Annotated in this window: 16 protein-coding genes; 3 read left to right on the top strand and 13 right to left on the bottom strand. The window is 43.4% G+C overall.

Going from position 1 to position 18,114, the window contains the following annotated elements:
- Together PN499_RS19360 and PN499_RS19355 are read right to left on the bottom strand one after the other, a co-directional pair.
- Positions 1–2,137 (bottom strand): DUF4347 domain-containing protein (locus PN499_RS19360; RefSeq protein ID WP_272033736.1); only part of this gene is annotated, 2,137 nt, incomplete at its 3' end.
- 457 nt (positions 2,138–2,594) lie between these two features.
- Complete coding sequence (locus PN499_RS19355; RefSeq protein WP_272033735.1) at positions 2,595–3,935, bottom strand: hypothetical protein; 1,341 nt, start codon at positions 3,933–3,935, stop codon at positions 2,595–2,597.
- A 351-nt stretch (positions 3,936–4,286) separates the two neighbouring features.
- On the opposite strand from PN499_RS19355, the gene PN499_RS19350 reads away from it, so the two are divergent.
- Positions 4,287–5,096 carry a phytanoyl-CoA dioxygenase family protein gene (locus PN499_RS19350; protein ID WP_272033734.1) on the top strand — a complete coding sequence of 270 codons (810 nt, stop codon included), beginning with the start codon at positions 4,287–4,289 and terminating at the stop codon, positions 5,094–5,096.
- A gap of 11 nt (positions 5,097–5,107) precedes the next feature.
- Here PN499_RS19350 and PN499_RS19345 read toward each other — a convergent pair whose 3' ends face one another.
- From PN499_RS19345 to PN499_RS29690, 7 genes are all read right to left on the bottom strand, one after another.
- Positions 5,108–6,433: a hypothetical protein gene (locus PN499_RS19345; RefSeq protein ID WP_272033733.1), complete on the bottom strand. Its 1,326-nt coding sequence runs from the start codon at positions 6,431–6,433 to the stop codon at positions 5,108–5,110.
- A gap of 230 nt (positions 6,434–6,663) precedes the next feature.
- Positions 6,664–7,185, bottom strand: a complete 522-nt coding sequence (locus PN499_RS19340) for a hypothetical protein (RefSeq protein ID WP_272033732.1) — start codon at positions 7,183–7,185, stop codon at positions 6,664–6,666.
- Positions 7,186–7,467: 282 nt separating this feature from the next.
- Positions 7,468–7,839 (bottom strand): hypothetical protein, encoded by a 372-nt coding sequence (locus tag PN499_RS19335; protein WP_272033731.1) that lies wholly within the window; start codon positions 7,837–7,839, stop codon positions 7,468–7,470.
- A gap of 316 nt (positions 7,840–8,155) precedes the next feature.
- Positions 8,156–9,256, bottom strand: a complete 1,101-nt coding sequence (locus PN499_RS19330) for a saccharopine dehydrogenase family protein (protein WP_272033730.1) — start codon at positions 9,254–9,256, stop codon at positions 8,156–8,158.
- A 275-nt stretch (positions 9,257–9,531) separates the two neighbouring features.
- Positions 9,532–11,232: a beta-carotene ketolase CrtO gene (crtO, locus tag PN499_RS19325; protein ID WP_272033729.1), complete on the bottom strand. Its 1,701-nt coding sequence runs from the start codon at positions 11,230–11,232 to the stop codon at positions 9,532–9,534.
- A 250-nt stretch (positions 11,233–11,482) separates the two neighbouring features.
- Complete coding sequence (locus PN499_RS19320; RefSeq protein WP_272033728.1) at positions 11,483–11,716, bottom strand: DUF6887 family protein; 234 nt, start codon at positions 11,714–11,716, stop codon at positions 11,483–11,485.
- Entirely contained in the window at positions 11,713–11,889 is a 177-nt protein-coding gene (locus PN499_RS29690) for a DUF6888 family protein (protein ID WP_417063889.1), read from the bottom strand. The genes PN499_RS19320 and PN499_RS29690 overlap by 4 nt, the downstream gene beginning before the upstream one ends.
- 336 nt (positions 11,890–12,225) lie before the next feature.
- On the opposite strand from PN499_RS29690, the gene PN499_RS19315 reads away from it, so the two are divergent.
- Both PN499_RS19315 and PN499_RS19310 read left to right on the top strand, forming a co-directional pair.
- The gene (locus tag PN499_RS19315; protein WP_272033727.1) at positions 12,226–13,839 is read left to right on the top strand and encodes a DEAD/DEAH box helicase; all 1,614 of its coding nucleotides are present in this window, start codon (positions 12,226–12,228) and stop codon (positions 13,837–13,839) included.
- Positions 13,836–15,650 (top strand): ATP-binding protein, encoded by a 1,815-nt coding sequence (locus PN499_RS19310; RefSeq protein ID WP_272033726.1) that lies wholly within the window; start codon positions 13,836–13,838, stop codon positions 15,648–15,650. The genes PN499_RS19315 and PN499_RS19310 overlap by 4 nt, the downstream gene beginning before the upstream one ends.
- A gap of 152 nt (positions 15,651–15,802) precedes the next feature.
- On the opposite strand, the gene PN499_RS19305 is transcribed toward PN499_RS19310, so the two are convergent.
- From PN499_RS19305 to PN499_RS19290, 4 genes are all read right to left on the bottom strand, one after another.
- Entirely contained in the window at positions 15,803–16,174 is a 372-nt protein-coding gene (locus PN499_RS19305) for a sulfite exporter TauE/SafE family protein (RefSeq protein WP_272033725.1), read from the bottom strand.
- Between the two features lie 48 nt (positions 16,175–16,222).
- The gene (locus tag PN499_RS19300) at positions 16,223–17,215 is read right to left on the bottom strand and encodes an acetamidase/formamidase family protein (protein WP_272033724.1); all 993 of its coding nucleotides are present in this window, start codon (positions 17,213–17,215) and stop codon (positions 16,223–16,225) included.
- 32 nt (positions 17,216–17,247) lie between these two features.
- Positions 17,248–17,619 (bottom strand): hypothetical protein, encoded by a 372-nt coding sequence (locus tag PN499_RS19295; RefSeq protein WP_272033723.1) that lies wholly within the window; start codon positions 17,617–17,619, stop codon positions 17,248–17,250.
- Positions 17,620–17,680: 61 nt separating this feature from the next.
- The coding region (locus PN499_RS19290; protein ID WP_272033722.1) for an Hpt domain-containing protein at positions 17,681–18,114 on the bottom strand (434 nt) is incomplete at its 5' end.

The raw sequence follows: 18,114 nt of genomic DNA, 5'->3' as shown, positions 1-18,114 counted from the left end.
GTGTAGGTGTTGGCGTAGGCGTGGGGACTGGTGTTAGCGAAAACTCGTAAGCGCCGATATCTGCGATCGCACTCCCATTACTATCACCATCTTGAGGCCGAGTGACACCACGCTGATCCGTAGCAGCCGCATCTGTATTTTTACCCGCATCAATTGCCGCACTTCCTGTTAGCAATGCCACCGTCTGCAAACCGCCACCATTCTCTTGTAAGGGGCCTAGTTTTGGGTCAGTTTGCAAGACATTAGCTGTAATATTGCCATTATTGAAATTATTGGTAATTGCCGGCCACTGTAAATTACCGCCACCATCAGTAAAGTAAGGTGCTGGATTCTGAGAAAACCCTTTTCCATCCGAGGCATTTTGCTTATTATTAAACTCATTGTTTGCCGTATTATTGGCAACTATTGTATTAGTCAGCGTAATATTAGTGCTGCCAACAATCCCTCCGCCTTCGCTTCCCGCTTTGTTCCCAGCAATCGTTGTATTCACAATCTTCTGATTGCTAGTAGTCGCGAAAAATAACCCGCCGCCTAAACCACTAGCACTATTTCCTGCATCTACGGCTTGATTCCCAAAAAATGTACTATTAGTAATCGTACCTGGTGATTCTTCTCCTACCCACAAACCACCGCCCTGAGCCTCAGATATATTGTTAGCAAAAGTAGTTTTGCTGATAGTATAAGCACCGTTACCAATCCGTACTCCCCCACCCAAAGCATCATTTCCAGAGCCTTTTTGTACCTGATTATTGATGATTATGCTGCCTTCAATTGCCACCTTATCGGGGGGATAGGCAAACAGAAACATCGCCCCCCCTTGCCCTTTGCCTTTATTCCCTTCAAAGCGACTGTTGCGAATAGTAATCGTGCCGCCGATAGAGTCATCGGTAATTTCACTCGCCCCATCGGTGTAAATTGCACCGCCATAACCATTGGTATTTGTACCACTGCCAGCCGTCGTATCGTTATTGAGGAAAGTCGAGTTTTCTACTGTGAGATTACTTAAAAGATTATTGATTGCTCCGCCGTTAATTCCTTTATTTTTACTAAAAGTAGAGCCTTGTACTGTGAGAGAACTGCCGCTCTTAGTTGCGATCGCGCCTGCACCTTGTTCTTTATTAGCTGATGTGCCTTCATTGCCCTCAAAAATACTGTTAGTCACAGTATTGGTACTTTTGAATCCAGTAAAAATTCCTCCAGCAAAGCCCGCAATATTATTTTTAAATTGGCAATTATCTACTGTTAAATTGCTGCTGTTGCCGCCACGAATCCCTGCACCTGCACCTGTAGTTTCATCGCTACCCGTAAGCTTACCATTGGCAATAATTAGATTTTTAACAGTAAAAGTAACGCCACCTACATCCATAACACGAGAGGCGTTATTGCCACTAATTGTTAAATTCGTAGCAGCAGCACCGTCAATAGTCAAGTTTTTGTCAATAACCAGTTGACCGCTGGTAAGCACAATTGTCTGATTAGCTAAACTGGGGGCAAATACAATCGTATCTCCAGAGGTAGCCGATGCAATTGCCGCCCTCAAAGAACCCGCACCGCTATCATTATTATTGCTAACGGTGAGAGTGGCTAAAGCACCTTTATAACCCGCCAATACCTCTGGTTTCACAGCTAAAGACGATTCAATTTCACCATTAACAAACTCTAAATTCCAGTCGCCATTGCTACCTGTTGTATTAGTAGATGCGGCAACATCAGCACCAGTTAATTGACTTAATTTCTGTACGAAGTCAATGCCTTCACCTGCGGCAACATCGCAGGCATAAAGCATAACATCTGCTTGAGCGGATAGGGTGCTGTGCCACTTTTGAAATTGGCTAGTGTATTGTTCTAAATTGTCACTACCTAGAAAAGTAGAACCTAGCTGCAACTTGCCAGGACTACCGTGAGAAATAATGTGAACTGCGTCAATATTTCCGCGAACAGAAGCATATTTTTGCAATTCTGAAGTGATTTGTTCAATACCATTTTTGTGGCGATCGATGCTGATACACTCTACACCGTCAGGTACGCCTGCGGCTAAAGTTTGCCAGTCATCTAAGCTGGAGTCAATGAAGACAATCGATCCCGATGGAGATTTTGGAATCGAGGATTCCAAATTGGTTGATGCAGAAGTAGACATCCTGTTAATTCCCAAAAAGTGTTTAGCTTTGTAGCTGGTCTAGGGCGTGTTTTTAAACCCCTTGTATCTTAACAATAGGTGAGCGTAAGTAGCGATCGCTAATGAACCCTTGGAGGCAGGAGGCAGGAGGCAGAAGGTAGAAGGCAGATTCAGGACTTACGCATCCCACCAAAGAAACCGGGTTTTTTGACGAAAATACTTCGCCCTGACCCACAGATTCTCCCAAAAACCCGGTTTCTGGGACGACCTGTGTAAGTCCTAATAATATTGCTACCTGAGAGGAAAAGCTTGCAGCAAATTATACAGCCACGATCGCGATCGCCTGTAACTCATAGGTAAATCCAATTAAAAATTAAAAGTTAAAAATCAAAAACGAAATCAATTTAATTTTTAATTTTTAATTTTTAATTTTTAATTCTTGAGAGAGGCGATCGCCCACCTGACAATTGAACTAAGTTTATTCTTTTTTGGGAGGACTTTTATGCAGAGAAAAAACTCGATAGCTATCTAGATCTAGAACTTCTGGATTAGTTCGATCGTTTGCTGACATCTTAACTAAGTTATACTGAACGTTTTCCGCATAAATAGTTAGGGCGATTTTGCAGATTTCTAAGAACTTAATAAACCCCTGACATTTATCTGGTGCCTTCTTTTGATAATGACCAATTAACAGGGCAATACAAACTTCTAAATGTGTCCTAGAATTAGGGGAGATCAAAACCAGCTTGAGCAGCATAACTGCCAAAGTTAAAGGATTATTTTGAGATACTAACAATGTAAATACTGGGGAAGGGCTACCTACTTTTTCCAGCGTTAAAATCTTGATGACTTTGTTGCAAGTCATCAAAATTAGAGAGTTGTTAATTGTTTCAGCATCATAAGTTTCATAAAGATTATCTACCTTCTTAAGTATCAAAGTTTTCAGCGTTTTAACTAAGGGAGTCTCTTTTTCAGTCGAATGAAACAAATATATTAATAAACTTTTTTTGAACTCCTTATAGTTAATATCTTTGATTTGGGCAAGAAAAGTCTTGGCTAAGCTGGCATAGCTCAACAAGCCCCGTCTGGCTACAATATTTTTAATTAAAAGTAGAACTTCATCTCCTAAAACTGTAGGATTTTCAAAAGCCGAATCTTTGAAATCACCAGCTTGAGCGTGGGCGGTATAAAGTGCCAGTTCAAACTTAAATTTTTCTTTGAGTTGCTTGGAGAATTTTTGAGCGGCTTGGCGCTGTTCTATGGGATTTTTTTCATCCACATACTGAGGAGCGAGCAAAAAAGATGTGTAGCGCTCAGTCCAGTTAGTTTGAACGCAATTCTCGTCATATCTAGAAACAAATAGCTTGATTTCTTGGTAGTCTTGACTCTTGACAAAACTTGCCAGCCAAGCTCTCATTTGTTGGAAGTGATTGTCTGAGGGGAGGTGGTGGTTTTGCCAATTTGAAACCAGTTGAATTAAGTCTTGCGTTATTTGGTAATTGCGCCGTCCTACCCAGTTATTGAGGATAATATAGCAACAACGCTTGAATAAATTTTTGAACTCTGCCTCATTTTGCGATTCGATCACGATCTTGAGCGCCCAAATTGCTTCGGTATTAGCTGAGGGGACAGGCTCAATAAATAAATGCTTAAATTCTGCCAGCACCGCATCTGGAGAACTGTCTCGAACCAGATCGATAAAAAACTGGTAGATGATTTCCTGCGCTTCTGAAACAGTAGGCTGCAAACTGTTTAATTTTATTCTGAATTCACTTTTAGTAGCCTCCGAAAAGTCACTTGTGAACCTGGAAGTTGGCATCACTTTAGATTTTTTAGTTTTGCCTGAAGATAAAAAGCCGCGAGTTACCATAGCGTCTTAGCTCATTTTAATTTGATTGATCTAATAGTAGCTCTGTAGGGGTTAGCTGTGGCAGACTGCAAACAGCTTGCTTGAGGCTTCTCCTGGCAAGGCTCCTATTTTGTTATAACTTACTATTCCCTCATAGCAATAATTTTAAGTGAGTATAGACAGAAAAAGTTCAGTCTTACGAGCGAACATAGTCAAACTCAGCGGTTCAGAGCATTTCCAACAGCACCAGGCTGGATTTTTACCTGCCGATCGCGTAGTCTGTAGATAGGAAAGCTCTTTTTCTTCAACTAAATTGAAACCATGAACGTAGCGGCGGTGAGCGAATCTTTCACCTATAGGCAGAAGACGTTAGCGCTCAACGATATCCCGATCGCGATCGAGGCGATGCACGAGGACGGTTATGTACTGATCCCCAACGTACTCAACGCTGAGGAAGTAACGGCAGCCCGTACAGCGATCGATCGCCTCCAACCCTTCGGTTTAGATGGCAGTAGTTGGAGCGAACTTAACGATCATTTCAAGTGCGTTTTCAATCGCGATCGCCTCTGGCTTTCCTACCTCGATCGACCCGGAATCGTAGACTTAGCAGAGGCATTGATGGGCGATCAATGTCACATCATTGGCATGACTGCCTGGAAAAGTTTTCCCGGCTATAATGGTTGGCGCGTCCACACAGATCAGCTCTTAGTCCCTGTTCCCGAAACTGTGTTTCTCTATCCTCATTTTAAACTACCAGTGTGGATTTGTACCGCCCATTTCTACCTGAGCGACATCACAGAAGATCTCTGTCCTACCTACATAATTCCTGGCAGTCACAAATCTGGCCGAGAGCCAAATCAAGGCGAAGAAACTTGGAACGGACGCGCACCTGAACCAGTCCTGTGCAAAGCTGGAGACGTGCTATTTTTCCGCAGCGAAATCTGGCATTCTGGCGGTAAAAATACCACTCCAGATCGCACGCGCTACCTGTTGCAAGTACATTATTCCCACCGCAATATTGCCCAGAAATTCTCGCCTTGGCCTTGGCAATTCAATCCCGAAATTCTTGCTGTTGCCACCGAGCGACAATTACGACTCTTAGGCAAACACCCCGAATCAAATTACGGTTAAATCAAGGACAACTAAGAGGATTTAAAGCCTTTAGCACCTTTCTTTTTATCCCCGGACTTAGACTTGGACTTATTAACTTCAGCCATAGCCTCTTGAAATAAATTATGCAAGTGCAGGGGAACGCTGGCAATTTCTGGTAGTTCCGGCTTTAAGGGTTTATTGTATGTTTGCAAAAGTTGCTCTAAATCGCGCTCCAAATTAAAATCTGGCCGCTCTAATACTGTTTGCAAAACTTTTTCTAGTTGGGTTGGGTAAGTTTGGGCTAAACGCTGCCAGATGAAAGCATTAATCGTCGCATCTTCCAAGTAATAGCGAACTAACTTGTTAGCATTAGGCAAGCTTTGCCAGTCTTCAGTTTCTAACAGAGCCGTGACTTGAGTGTAGGTAGGTAAAAACATCTGACCCCAACGAGGATGAGAAATAGCCGTTACCTGTTCGGCTTTTTTAAGAGTATCAGGCAAGTCAATTTTGGGCATCACCATTTTGGAGTCTGGCTTGCCTAACATTCGATCGACTGTATCGGCATCAGCCCCCATTTCTGTTGCTGCGGCCCTGAGTTCTGTAGCATCAACTCCCGATTCTGTTGCTATTTCCTCAAGAGATTTGGAATTATCAATGCCAGCTTCAGCTAGGCGTTTTTTGGTAATTACTTCTTGGAATTCAGCAATCTTTTTATTGAGGTGATATCCCGAAAGATTGACTTCATCGCTACCAAAAAAATCCGTAAATTCTTGGTGATACTGTTCGACTGACTGCCACGCCTGTTCTAACAATTCTGGAGCATCGCTATAAAGAGCATTTTTATGATTCTGCTTGAAGTTACCAATAGCGACAGCTAGTTTAGGTTTACCCAATTTTCCCATTAAAATGTGAGGCCCTGAAAACATCCAGTAACTATCGCTCACGGGGGCAATACGAACCAGCAAAATTTCCCCTACTTTTAGTTTGGCCGTATCTTTGAGCGTTTCAGAACTACTGACTTTAACGGTGTAGTGTTTGGCCGTTAGCCAGTTAATTAACTCGAAGCCATCGGGTAAAATTTGGCTAATTTCAAATAAGCCTATAAAGCTGCGCCGCCAGTTGTCTAATAATTGGCGATCGCTCTCTTCTAACTCTGTCTGAGCGATAAATAAATCCAGAGGGGTTTGCTCTGCGACTCTACCTTCGACGAGAAAAGTGTCCACTAACTGATTTTGCTGGGCGATGTCATAGCGATCGCGCGCCGAACCCGCCGCTATATAGGCTTCTAAAGCTACCGCTAACTCTCCCTCTGCGTCTAGCACAAAGTCTATTAAATTTTGCTTGAGTTCCCAAGCTCTTTCCAGAATAGCTTCCACAATTTACTCTCTTAATTTGAGCTGGATCTTAATCCTAATTAGCTTAAAATTAGATCGATCCAAAGGAAGATATTTGAGTTTTCCCTAAAAAAAGCTCAGAACCTTAAGCCCCCCCTTTTTCTTCCCCCCTCTCCTTGTAGGAGAGGTTGGGGAGAGGTCAAACAAATTTTTGGGGAGAAAGAAATAGCCCTGTTTTTTAAGGGGAATTGGGAAACTCAGCGCGATCGCATTTAGCGTCCGTCTCTGTCAATATCGCCTGGAACTTTGCGCTCTACCTTATCCCACGCATCGCGGGCTGCGTATTTCGCCTTTTCCCAGCTCAAATTTGACTTACCGCGATTTTTTTCGTAATCTCTCTGTAAATCCCCCTCAATCTCATCAAAGCTCTTGCCCGTAGTCCTGTAGCGGCTGTATCCCTCATATCCCGTGCGGTAAGCCGGTCTGTAGTATTCATAGTCCGTGTCTACCTCTGCATAAGGCCGGCTGTTGTAATTCTCTTCCCAGTAAGCCTCTTCTTCCGTTGGGTTAACCGATTCAGCCGCACCCTTACCGACCAAACCCCCAGCAACTGCGCCCACAGCAGCACCCACTACTGCTCCCACAGGCCCACCAATCGCACCACCGATCGCAGCACCAGCCGCTCCTGCACTCGCCGCACCAATACCCGTCCCCACTGGATGAGCTCCTGGCTCCCCAGAAATGGGATCTAAGTTTGCATCAGATTCATTAGTATTGTGTTTGATATCTGCCATGATATTTTTTCCTTTTTTCTCAGTAGAATTACTTTTCTCTAATCTACTTTTTGAAAGGCGAGCGCATCATCTTCCTCAAGGATGAATTAGCTCTACGCTATTAGGAATATAAATCAAAAACCAACCTTAAATTTTACTAAATTAAGGTTAGTTTAAGCTAGCGATTTAAACTCGACACTGCGACCGAAAGATATTTGATTTATTCCTTCTCTGTCAGTTTATTCTTACATCTTTTCTGCTTTTTCTAGTAAGCTCGTGAAATTACCAGAGGTAGCAATCCTTCTATCGCGGCTGAGCAGTTATTTTGTCAATTGCTTCTTCCGCTTTCTCTAGGATGCTTTCTGGGGGATTTTCTTCTTGGTAAGCGTGTAAATCCTGTTCGTAAACCTTCTCTATCCCTACTTTAGGTTTTTCGGTTGCTTTCACTGCTTCTTCGTAAGCTTCATCTCGATTTACAACCGCCTTATTATCTTTAGAAAAACCTTCTATTGTAGCACCTGTTTTTGTCTGGTTACTACTTATGTCTACTATGGCGGCATAAGCGGGCTGACCAGGCAATATCATTACACCTGTTAAGCTGATTAAACTCATCAAGCAAACCGCCAAAATACTTTTGCGAAATGCCTGTCCCAATGTTGATAAAATTCTCTTCATGTAAATTCCTCCTCCTAGTTTTTTACGATTTGTATTAGTTAACCTTTCCCTGTACCCCAGCACAGAAATCTAAGTTAAGAGCGCCGTATTTGAGCTAATACCATCCTCCAACAATCGGAGGGAAGCACTAGATTTAAACGACTATAAATAGTCTATATGTAAATCCACCTTCACTGCTTCTATCTTTAGGCAGATTAAAGCGCAGGAAAAAACGCACAAAAGAGTATTACCAATTAGGGATTAGCTATTAGCCATTACCAATTACCAATTACCAATTACCAATTACCAATTACTCCTATGTGAAAATAAAATGACCTCACAGTAATTCTTGTTCAATCTTAAGACCCCGACTTTCCATAGATTGTTCAAACAAATCAGTCGGAAGGGCCTGTTCTACAGGCCAAACTCCTGGATAAGTCAGTTTGCCATCTAATATCAATTGGGCAATTGTACCCGTACCTATACCAGTAGCATCTGCGGCATTTTCATGTACTACCGTCGAGCAAACTTTAGCTTCTCGACCATTTTTAAGGCCAGTTACTTCGGAACGCACTGCTACCCCAATCCCGCTAAACTGATTGCTAAAACTGGTCATACCGTAGCTCACATAGGACAAAAATTCGATGACCTTATGATTCTTAAGCCAGCTATCCGGCCAATAGTTAGCTACAAACCAGGTAAGATAATTGTAAAGGTCAGGATTAGTGCCAAATTTGGTAATTACAGTTTTAACTGGGAAAGATTCAGGTAAAGTAATAGATTCTGGCATATCAAACCAGTAAACCCCTGTTTTGCTGTAGGGTTGGGGAAATTCAACTGTTTCGCGATCGCTATAGGGTTTAACAGTTTGCCACTTGCCATCTAACCACACCTCAAAAGGCGTTTGCAACCCTAAAAACGTAGTTCGCATTACTGTTACCCCAGCCCCGCCCGAACCTCCGACAACATAACTCAAGTGAATGCGTTCTGCCTCATCCAATTGTTCTACATCTCGGCGTACCATGCTATTAGAAACTCCGGGGAAAATTCCCGTATTAATAATAGCTGTAATCCCAGCATTTTTAGCAGCATCGCGGCATTCTAAAGCCCTACGAGTGAAGCTGCGACTGTCGCTGACATCGAGATAGTTAATGCCTTCCTCAATACAAGTTTTGAGTACCGAAGCATCGCGGTGGTGAAAAGGCCCCGCCGTGTGGATGACGAGGTTGGAAGCAGCAACAGCTTTTCGTAAAGCTTGCTTATCCCCTAAATTTAGTGGCAAATACTCCGCCTGCTTCGGCGTAGATGTATTAGCAGCTATTCCCCCTGTATCGCGTCCAGTCAGGGTAATTTGCGCCTGAGTATGGGCGACTAAATCTTTAGCCACGCTGGTGCCAATTCGCCCCCGGCCTCCAATAATCAAAACCCGGTCTGTCATTGCTCAAAAATGGGTAACGGCAATCTTAGTCTCTCAATTTTAGATCTGCTTTTTCATCCCTACAAAGACTGAGTATTTTACTGTGGTAGAGGTTAAAAAATGAAAATCAAAAAAGGGATCTCCCCTAATCTGTAGACTGCAAGGAGAGGGGAGCAGGATTAATACTATTAAATCTCTGTGAGTTTAATAGTATTAATTACTCCCCCGAACCAATAGCAAATTTATTACTTTTCCCTCTTCTCTCAGTAGAGGGTTAGGATGGGGGATGAGGTCTTTTACAAATCGGAGGCTCCCCCAAATACAGACTTTGCCGTAGATTTCAGCGAGTTAGCCGCATCTGCCAAAGTCTGCGCGATTGGTTGCTGCGCGTGCATAAAAATACGAGCGCAGTTGCGTCCCGGCATCCCCGAAATCGAGCCGCCCGGATGCGTACCCGCACCCGTTAAATACAAACCTTCAATCGGTGTTTTGTAATTGGCTAACTCCGGTAAAGGACGGAAAAAGATCATCTGATCCAGAGTCATATCTACATGGTAATAATTACCCTTCAATGCCCCTAAACGTTCTCCCAATTCTGCCGGACTTTCCACGCGGCGACCGATAATTGCATTCTTGATATTAGGCGCATATTCTGCTAATTTATCAATGCAGCGATCAGCTACTTTGTGTTTTAATTCATCCGTCCAACCAGTTCCGTGCAAACCAGTGCCTTCAGCATTTTCGATCTGATAAGGAGCAAAAAACTCAATCCAGACAGTATGTTTACCGGGGGGAGCCATCGACGGGTCTAGCATTGTCGGCACTACCACATACATAGAGGGGTCAGAGTCAGGAATTCTGCCAATACTAGGCTCGCTGTGAGCAATTTCGACGTGCTTCACGGAATCAGCAATTAATACTGAACCGATCAGATATTCATCTTGATGATTGTACCTTTCAAACCGAGGCGCTTCGCTGAGAGCTAAATCTATTTTGAGAATAGTCTCATTGTTGTTAACAATTTTGCGCTCTAGGCGTTCCCGCAAATTGCGATCGGCACTATCAACATCGCTGTCATCCATTAAGTGCAAAAACAAGCGTTTAGCATCTATATTAGAAATAACACCTTTTGTAGCTCGATATTCTACGCCTCCGGCAACTCGAACTCCTACAGCGCGACCGTTATCAACTAACACTTTTTCAACGTGCTGGTCGGTCAGGATTTTACCTGCATAACTGTGTACTAAATTAACCAATGCTTTTACTAAAGAACCCGTGCCTCCTCGCGGTCTGGCCATGCCAGGATTGTGCCGCATTGCCATCATAATTGCACCGACAGCAATGGTTTTTTGAGAGGGAGGCGCACCGAGTTCTGAGGCGAGTCTTGCTAGGGGCGCTTTGAGGAATTCCGAATCAAACCACTCGTTAAGAATGTCCTCAGCGCTGGTAAGCATCGTGCGAATAAAGTCGAAAGTTTTGTCTGGGGAACCGATAACTGAAAACAAGTCTTTGAGTTTTTTAATGTTGTAGTTCCCGGCGATATCAATGACGGATTTGGGTGGTGCATTGAACATGGGAATCATTGCACCGAGGGCCCGCTGCCAAAAATCAGTATATTCGGCGTATTTCTTTGCATCGCGAGGGCTATAGCGGGCTATTTCCGCACAGGTTTTTTCTACAGATTTGTGGGCTAAGAAGTATTTGCCATCTGGGTTTGGGCAAAAGACAACTGGATCGCAAAATAGATATTCTAATCCATATTTCCCTAGTTCTAATTCTTCAATAACAGGCCCTAAATGGATAAATTCGTGGTCGATTGCACAGAGGTTAAATTTAAAATCTGGCAGTTCTGGAATTGCGGCCTCGGTGGTGGCGGCCCCTCCAGGGACAGAGCGTTTTTCGAGTAGGAGGACGCTATATCCTGCTTTGAGGAGGTAAGCTGCACAGGTTAGCCCGTTGTGACCGGCTCCGATGATAATGACATCATACGTTTCCATAGTTGACGCTCTGAGGGTAGGAAATTAAGTTGATTTTACAAAATTTAATAACTTTATAAACTCTACCACGCGACAGAGATCGGTTTGAGTGAATATTACCTGAGAATGAGAAGGATGTACCCAAAGAGCGATCGCGCATTTTCAAGTAAAGTTAAATCGAGCGCGATCGTCCATGTGTCTGCAATGCAGAATCAAAGAAACCGGGTTTTTTCCCATCTCTTCTATAAAGCGCGATCGCGCTCTCTTTATTTTAACTCTCAGCGGTTTTCTTTCGAGTCTTCTCATCCACTATCCGCTTGAATAATTCAAATTGTTCTTGTTCTTCTTCTTTGTTCTTTGGCGGGTGAAATATAATCGCTTCTGAGTCGGGTTTACGGCGACTAACTAGCACGCGCAAAGCTTCAAGATCGTCATCGCCGCCGCGATGTGCAAGTGCATAAGCTTTCAGTTCAGCATTAGTCATTGCTTCAAAGTTCGGTTTCATAGAAAATACCAAAGTCCACTAGGGGGTACAATTATTTGCAATTCATCGCCTGCGAAAATATAGACATCTCCTGTTTGGTAATCGAAACGGAATAGTTGAATATCTTTAAAGCCGTTGGATAACCACTGACAGAGGCGCAGACAGATTTGGGCTTGTTCGTTAGTTGGGTTAATGGTTGTTTCCTCAATTCTGACATAAAGATTAAAATACTACAAAAGCGGTATCGTCCAATTGCGGCATAAATTATGATAAGATGGACTCGGTGTTATTGCCTAACCCATTGCGATCGTGGATGAAAACCGCGCCCAAGCTTACACTAATCTGATTCAACAACTCCTCAGTTGCCCCAATGGTGAGGAACCGCAGATTCTACAGGCTAACTCGGAATTACTCGATGCTGAGTTTCTGCAAGTTTGTGAGCCAATAGCGGAAAAGTTGGCATCGAAGATAAGGATCTTCTGCCTTTACTTTTTCGCTATTAATGATTATATGTACGAGGGGTGTATCCATTGAATTTTGATGATATACTATCACGAGCAGATGAAGAAACGCTACAAACTCTATTTGGTAGTTCAGCTTTTCACTTGGTAAAGCTATTAGACAGTACCCTAGCAACCCCCAGTAATCTGCGTGAAGTTTTAGTGAGTATTTATTCTCGTGAAAGCTTGCTTTTATCAAAAGACACTCGCACTATCCTATTTGAATTATTACGACCAAGACAGGCTGAAATTCTCGCTACAATTTTGTCAGCTTCAGACAATGAAGATGTCTTTCAAGCGCTAAAAGAAGTCAAAATACGTCGCGGATCGGAACGCGAACGTGCCCTTTTCGACTTTTTTGAATTGGTTGTGCCATCAACAGAGGAATCTGAGGAAACACCCTCATCGGATTTGGCTAAGCCTCAATACGCTTTGTTTGTTCATCAGCGTAGTGCAGCAGCCAAAGTCAAACAGTACCTCCAAAAAGAACCTCGGCGCGTTCTGCTTCATATGCCCACCGGATCGGGAAAGACACGCACGGCAATGCACATTATTGCCGATCGCCTGCGATCGCAAGAGCCTACTTTAGTCGTATGGTTGGCATACAGTGAAGAACTTTGCGAACAAGCCGCCGCCGAGTTTCAACGCGCCTGGAAATACTTGGGCGATCGCGATTTATCTATCTATCGTTTCTGGGGAAACCACGAACTCGATCTCGATCAGGTGCGGGATGGCATAGTAGTTGCAGGTTTTTCCAAGCTTTACAGTCGTGCTAAACGTAGCATCCAATTCATTAACAGATTAGGCTCTCGTTCTTCTCTTGTCATTATTGATGAAGCCCATCAAGCAATAGCAGGAACTTACAAGCTAGTCCTCGATTCTCTCGTTTTACCATACGAACACACAGCACTGCTTGGGTTAACAGCTACACCAGGCCGCACTTGGGCAGACATTAGTGCTGATGAAGAGTTAGCGGAATTCTTTGCACAGTGCAAGGTTACTTTGGAGGTTCCTGGCTACGATAATCCAGTAGACTACTTAGTATCAGAGCAATACTTGGCACAAGTAAAATACCGCTCGTTGTTAAATCAGAGTGGATTAAATTTATCTAATAACGACTTGAAGCGGATTGAAGAAGAGTTAGAGTTACCAAAAAATATCCTGACTCGCCTAGCTGAAAACGAACAGCGCAATCTCCGCATTATCTTGGAAATTGAAGATTTGGCAAAGAGCCACAAGCGTATTTTGGTGTTTGCCATATCTGTAGAACACTCAAAACTTTTAGCTGCTGTGCTGAAAGCTAGAAATTGGCAAGCATCCGCTGTAACTGCCAAAACTCCTGCTTCAGAAAGAGAGCGAATCATTGCGAGGTTTAAAGATGACACTCCAGAAACTAAGATTATCTGTAATTATGGCGTTCTTACAACAGGATTTGATGCCCCGCGAACGAGTGCCGCCGTAATTGCTCGTCCTACCAAGTCGCTTGTTTTATACAGTCAGATGGTTGGACGTGCTATTCGCGGGCTTAAAGCAGGTGGCAATGAAGAAGCTGAGATTGTTACTGTAGTAGACACCGACTTACCTGGCTTTGGCAGTGTTGCCGATGCTTTTAATAATTGGGAAGACATTTGGAGGTTAAAATGACAAAAGAACATGATATATTTCCGGGACATTTACTTGTTAAAGCAATACGTGATAACGGTTATAAAAACGCAGCTTATGCACTAGCCGAACTCATAGATAATGCCATTCAAGCGGAAGCTACTGAGGTAGAACTTCTCTGTGCGGAGAAAGGAATTCAGCTAGAACAACGCCGTCGTTCTCGCGTTGAGCAAATTGCGGTTTTGGATAATGGTAGTGGCATGGATGATACTGTCTTACGAATGGCTTTACAGTTCGGCAACGGAACTTATCTAGCAGAAGACAAACATACAGGAATAGGGCGATTTGGTATGGGGTTGCCATGCTCTTCTCTTTCCCAGTGTCAGCGGGTGGAGGTTTGGACTTGGCAGAGTGGTGTAGAAAATGCAATTTACACCTACCTAGATTTGAATGAAATCAAAAACAAAAAGCTTATTGAAGTTCCCGAACCTCAGAAGCAGAAGATCCCTGAAATTTGGGGAAAAGTCACAACAGGTTTTGGACAGACGGGAACATTAGTTGTCTGGTCAGATATCGATCGCTGTATGTGGAAGACTGGCAAGACAATCATCGATAATTCAGAGTTCGTGATTGGACGAATGTATCGAAAATTTTTAGAGACTAAAGAAGTTGTCATTCGCATGGCAACTTTTGATATTGATGAACCTACCAAAATTATGGTAGAGAAATTTGCACAGCCGAACGATCCGGGTTATCTCATGGCAGAGACTTCTTGTCCTGCTCCCTTCGACGAAAAGCCAATGTTTCAAGCATGGGAAGGAGACGATAACTATGAAGCCACCTTTACTATTGAGTTTCGTGGCCAGAAACATGAGGTGAAAATTCGCTTTTCTTATGCGAAGGAAGAAGCACGTCCGGGCAATAACCCAGGTAGCCTTCCTCATGGACAGCACGCTGCAAAAAATGTTGGCGTTTCAGTGGTTCGTGCAAGGCGTGAATTGGAACTAGATCAGTCTTGGTCACTGAAGCAACCTACAGAGCGATGGTGGGGGATCGAGATAGAATTTCCGCCAGCGCTTGACGACTTATTTGGGGTTACTAACAATAAGCAATCGGCCCGTAACTTTTCAGAAATGGCGAACCTAGATTTCAAATTGATGCTAACAGGTGGCAAAACAATTCATCAGCTTAAAGAAGAACTCACCCATGATGAAGACCCTAGAGGGCCATTCATAGAAATTGCTCACAAGATTAATACTCAACTAACAATTATGCGTGAATTGTTGGAAGCACAAACTAAAGGCTCTCGAAGTAACCCGAAACGGCACAATGTTTCCTCTGCTGAGAAAGTTGCCACTGAGGTGACAGAGGAACGCAAGAAGGAAGGACACTACGGGCAAAGTGACGAAAATGAATCACTCCCTTTGGAGGAGCGAAAGGAAATCATTGAAACCACCTTAATAGATAAAGGTGTTATGCAAATTACCGCTGAAGAGTTGGCGGCTAAAACGGTTTCCGATGGCTTGAAGTATGTTTTTGCTAAGGCATCTTTAGGAGACAAATCTGCTTTCTTTGCTGTCGATCCTAAACCGGGCACAATTATTATAACTTTAAACACAATCCATCCTGCCTACAAAAACCTTGTTGAAATTTTAGAAGAGGAAGTAGAAGGCGTAGATCCTGAAACACTTCGATCTCGCCTAACAAATTCTCTAGAAGGTTTGAAATTGTTGCTGATGGCTTGGGCGCGGTACGAGGATGAGCAACCTGATGGCCCCCGACGCAATAAGGCACAGGATGCTCGTGCTGATTGGGGACGGGTGGCTCGACAATTCCTTGAAAGTGAGGAATAACAGAAGGCTATATCATTCTTTAACTAGGGTTAGAGGGTCAACATTAGTGATGGATATTCTGCCACTCTGTTTACCCACTTCTCAAAGTCAACCAATTAATCATATTTCCCAGCAACCGGAAGAAGTGCGATCGCAGACTTCTGATACAAAAATCACTTAAAAAATAAGTATCGAACCCCAATAACCAAGAGAAATCCACCATAAAGCTTCTTCATCATTTCACTACTGATATAAGGCTGATTCGCAAACAGAGCTCCAAAAAGATTCCCAATAACTAAACCAATAGCAATAAAAACAGCATCTTTAATATTCAAATTGCCATTGCGATAGTAAACCATCGCTGCTAAAATCCCAATAGGGAAAATTTGAGCAGCAATAGAAGTACCCGTTGCAAATTTCTGCTCCATCCCCATTAATAATACCATTGCTGGCACCATAATTGCGCCGCCACCGATGCCGAACATACCGCCAGCAACGCCAGCAGCTAAGCCAATTAATAAGAGTTGAACGATCGTAGATGACATGATGATTTGTTAGTAGTTATTCGGACTGAACAGGGAAAAAGTAATTAACTAAAATGGTAAACTGTTGGGTGGTAAAATAGACTTTTGTAGCATACCGTGAACTCCTTTATGGGGGCTATTTACAACTTGGGTGATCCGAAAGTTGACAGCAATGGAACACAAAACATAAGCTTCTTCTGCACTCATACCGATAAATTCTTCGAGAAAATCAATCATCTGTTTGAGCGCTAATTCAAAGGCTGCATCTAAGGTTTCCGCAAATCCCATTGTAATAATATCATTAGCTGTTTCTGCAAGGGGAGAAGTTAGCTTTAAGTCTTTACGAATTTTAATCTGTATAGTACCATTCATAGAAGTTTCAATAGCAGTGACATCTATCTCGCCGTCTCCTTGGGCGGAGTGTCCATCGCCGATGGAAAATAAGCCACCAGGCACAAAAACTGGTAAGAATATTCGCGATCCTGGTTGCAGTTCCTGGTTGTCCATATTGCCGCCGTAATTTCCCGGCGGGATCGAGGAACGGTTATTTTCTGCTGTAGCCACGCCCAGGATGCCGAAGAAGGGATGCAGGGGAATATTGACTTGGAATTTGAGATTTTGGCTGTCAGATTTGGTGATGGGAAAATGAGCTACATTTTTATCTAAATCTAAGGTAAGAAAACGCAATCTTGGTTCCACAAATTCTTGGGGTAAGGCTCCCCATCCGGGACGAATTGCATTGAATCCTATTGGCAAACTAGGGTAAATTTTTTCTAATTTGATTTCTAAAACGTCTCCCGGTTCTGCATTGTTAACATAAATAGGGCCTGTGAGCAAGTGGGGGCCGGTGCCGACTTTGCGATCGCGCGGCAAATTTTCACAAATATCTAGGAATTCCGGGGTGAGAAACTCGGAAGGGGCGCGATCGTAGACGTAGAAGCCGGAATAAGTTTCGACATCGATGCGATCGCCTGACTCAATTGTTAAGGCTGGTTCCAAGTCACACGAGAAGCCGCCAAGATGTACGGTTTTGCAGTTAGCTTTGAGAAGGTGATGTGTCATTTTTTTAATTGTTAGCGGTTAACTGTTAACTGTTAACTGTTAACTGTTAACTGTTCAACATTTTCGTTTGTGTGTTGTAATAAGCCAGACATCTGTAAAATCCGATCGGATTGATGGCGAGTTTGTAAGGATAGTAAATCTCGCGCTTCTTGTAGGGGGTGAATTTTGTGCCATGCCATTATTTCTCTTTGAATCTGGGCGAGTTCTAGCTGTAAATCTGAGGGGACATTGAAAGCACACCATTCGATTAATAATGCGGCTTCTCGCAAGAGGTGACGGGTAAGTTTGTCGTGTTGGGGAATCATTGATTGGGTGGAGATAGCGGCGATATTTGAGGCTAAATTACCTAACTGTTGCTGCCAGTTTAAAGTTTTAAAGCTTTGATAGAGTGCTTGACGTTCCATTAGTTTACCTCTAGTTTACCTCTAAAAATCATGAAATTAGTAGCTAAAAAGGTAATTGAAACTACTCGGCTAGAAGAGTGGTAATGAAATCTCGGACGCGATCGAGGTGAGTTTTCAACTCGATCGAAAGTTCGTTTGCTCCTTCCAGAGATCGCGATCGCCCCAGTTGTTCCAGTTGAGCCGCAACATCTAAGAGCGATCGCGCACCCAGATTAGCTGAAGCACCTTTAATCCTATGCGCTCGCTGCTCGACAGCAAGAAAATCATTAGTCGCGATCGCTCTCTCCAAATCAGCCATGTCTGTCTCAGAAGTCTTAAGAAAAGCCTCTAAAAGCCGCCTTTGCAAATCCGCCTTCCCTAGAGAGAATTTTTGCAACTGGCCGATGTCTATGGGAGAGGGTGGAGGAGATGGGGAGGATGGGGAGGATGGGGAAGGTAGGGAGGATGGGGAAGGTAGGGAGGATGGGGAAGATAGGGAGGATTTAGCATCCTCAT

The sequence above is a fragment of the Kamptonema animale CS-326 genome, from assembly GCF_028330895.1.
Lineage (GTDB): Bacteria > Cyanobacteriota > Cyanobacteriia > Cyanobacteriales > Microcoleaceae > Kamptonema > Kamptonema formosum.
This window is presented reverse-complemented; position numbering and strand designations above follow the sequence as displayed.

Bases quoted from the DNA above. Each gene is read 5' to 3' on its own strand.
- PN499_RS19340 (WP_272033732.1), bottom strand. From the start codon at position 7,185: ATGGCAGATATCAAACACAATACTAATGAATCTGATGCAAACTTAGAT.
- PN499_RS19305 (WP_272033725.1), bottom strand. From the start codon at position 16,174: ATGTCATCTACGATCGTTCAACTCTTATTAATTGGCTTAGCTGCTGGC.
- PN499_RS19350 (WP_272033734.1), top strand. From the start codon at position 4,287: ATGAACGTAGCGGCGGTGAGCGAATCTTTCACCTATAGGCAGAAGACG.
- PN499_RS19310 (WP_272033726.1), top strand. From the start codon at position 13,836: ATGACAAAAGAACATGATATATTTCCGGGACATTTACTTGTTAAAGCA.
- PN499_RS19335 (WP_272033731.1), bottom strand. From the start codon at position 7,839: ATGAAGAGAATTTTATCAACATTGGGACAGGCATTTCGCAAAAGTATT.
- PN499_RS19295 (WP_272033723.1), bottom strand. From the start codon at position 17,619: ATGGAACGTCAAGCACTCTATCAAAGCTTTAAAACTTTAAACTGGCAG.
- PN499_RS19300 (WP_272033724.1), bottom strand. From the start codon at position 17,215: ATGACACATCACCTTCTCAAAGCTAACTGCAAAACCGTACATCTTGGC.
- PN499_RS19320 (WP_272033728.1), bottom strand. From the start codon at position 11,716: ATGAAACCGAACTTTGAAGCAATGACTAATGCTGAACTGAAAGCTTAT.
- PN499_RS19330 (WP_272033730.1), bottom strand. From the start codon at position 9,256: ATGACAGACCGGGTTTTGATTATTGGAGGCCGGGGGCGAATTGGCACC.
- PN499_RS19355 (WP_272033735.1), bottom strand. From the start codon at position 3,935: ATGCCAACTTCCAGGTTCACAAGTGACTTTTCGGAGGCTACTAAAAGT.
- crtO (WP_272033729.1), bottom strand. From the start codon at position 11,232: ATGGAAACGTATGATGTCATTATCATCGGAGCCGGTCACAACGGGCTA.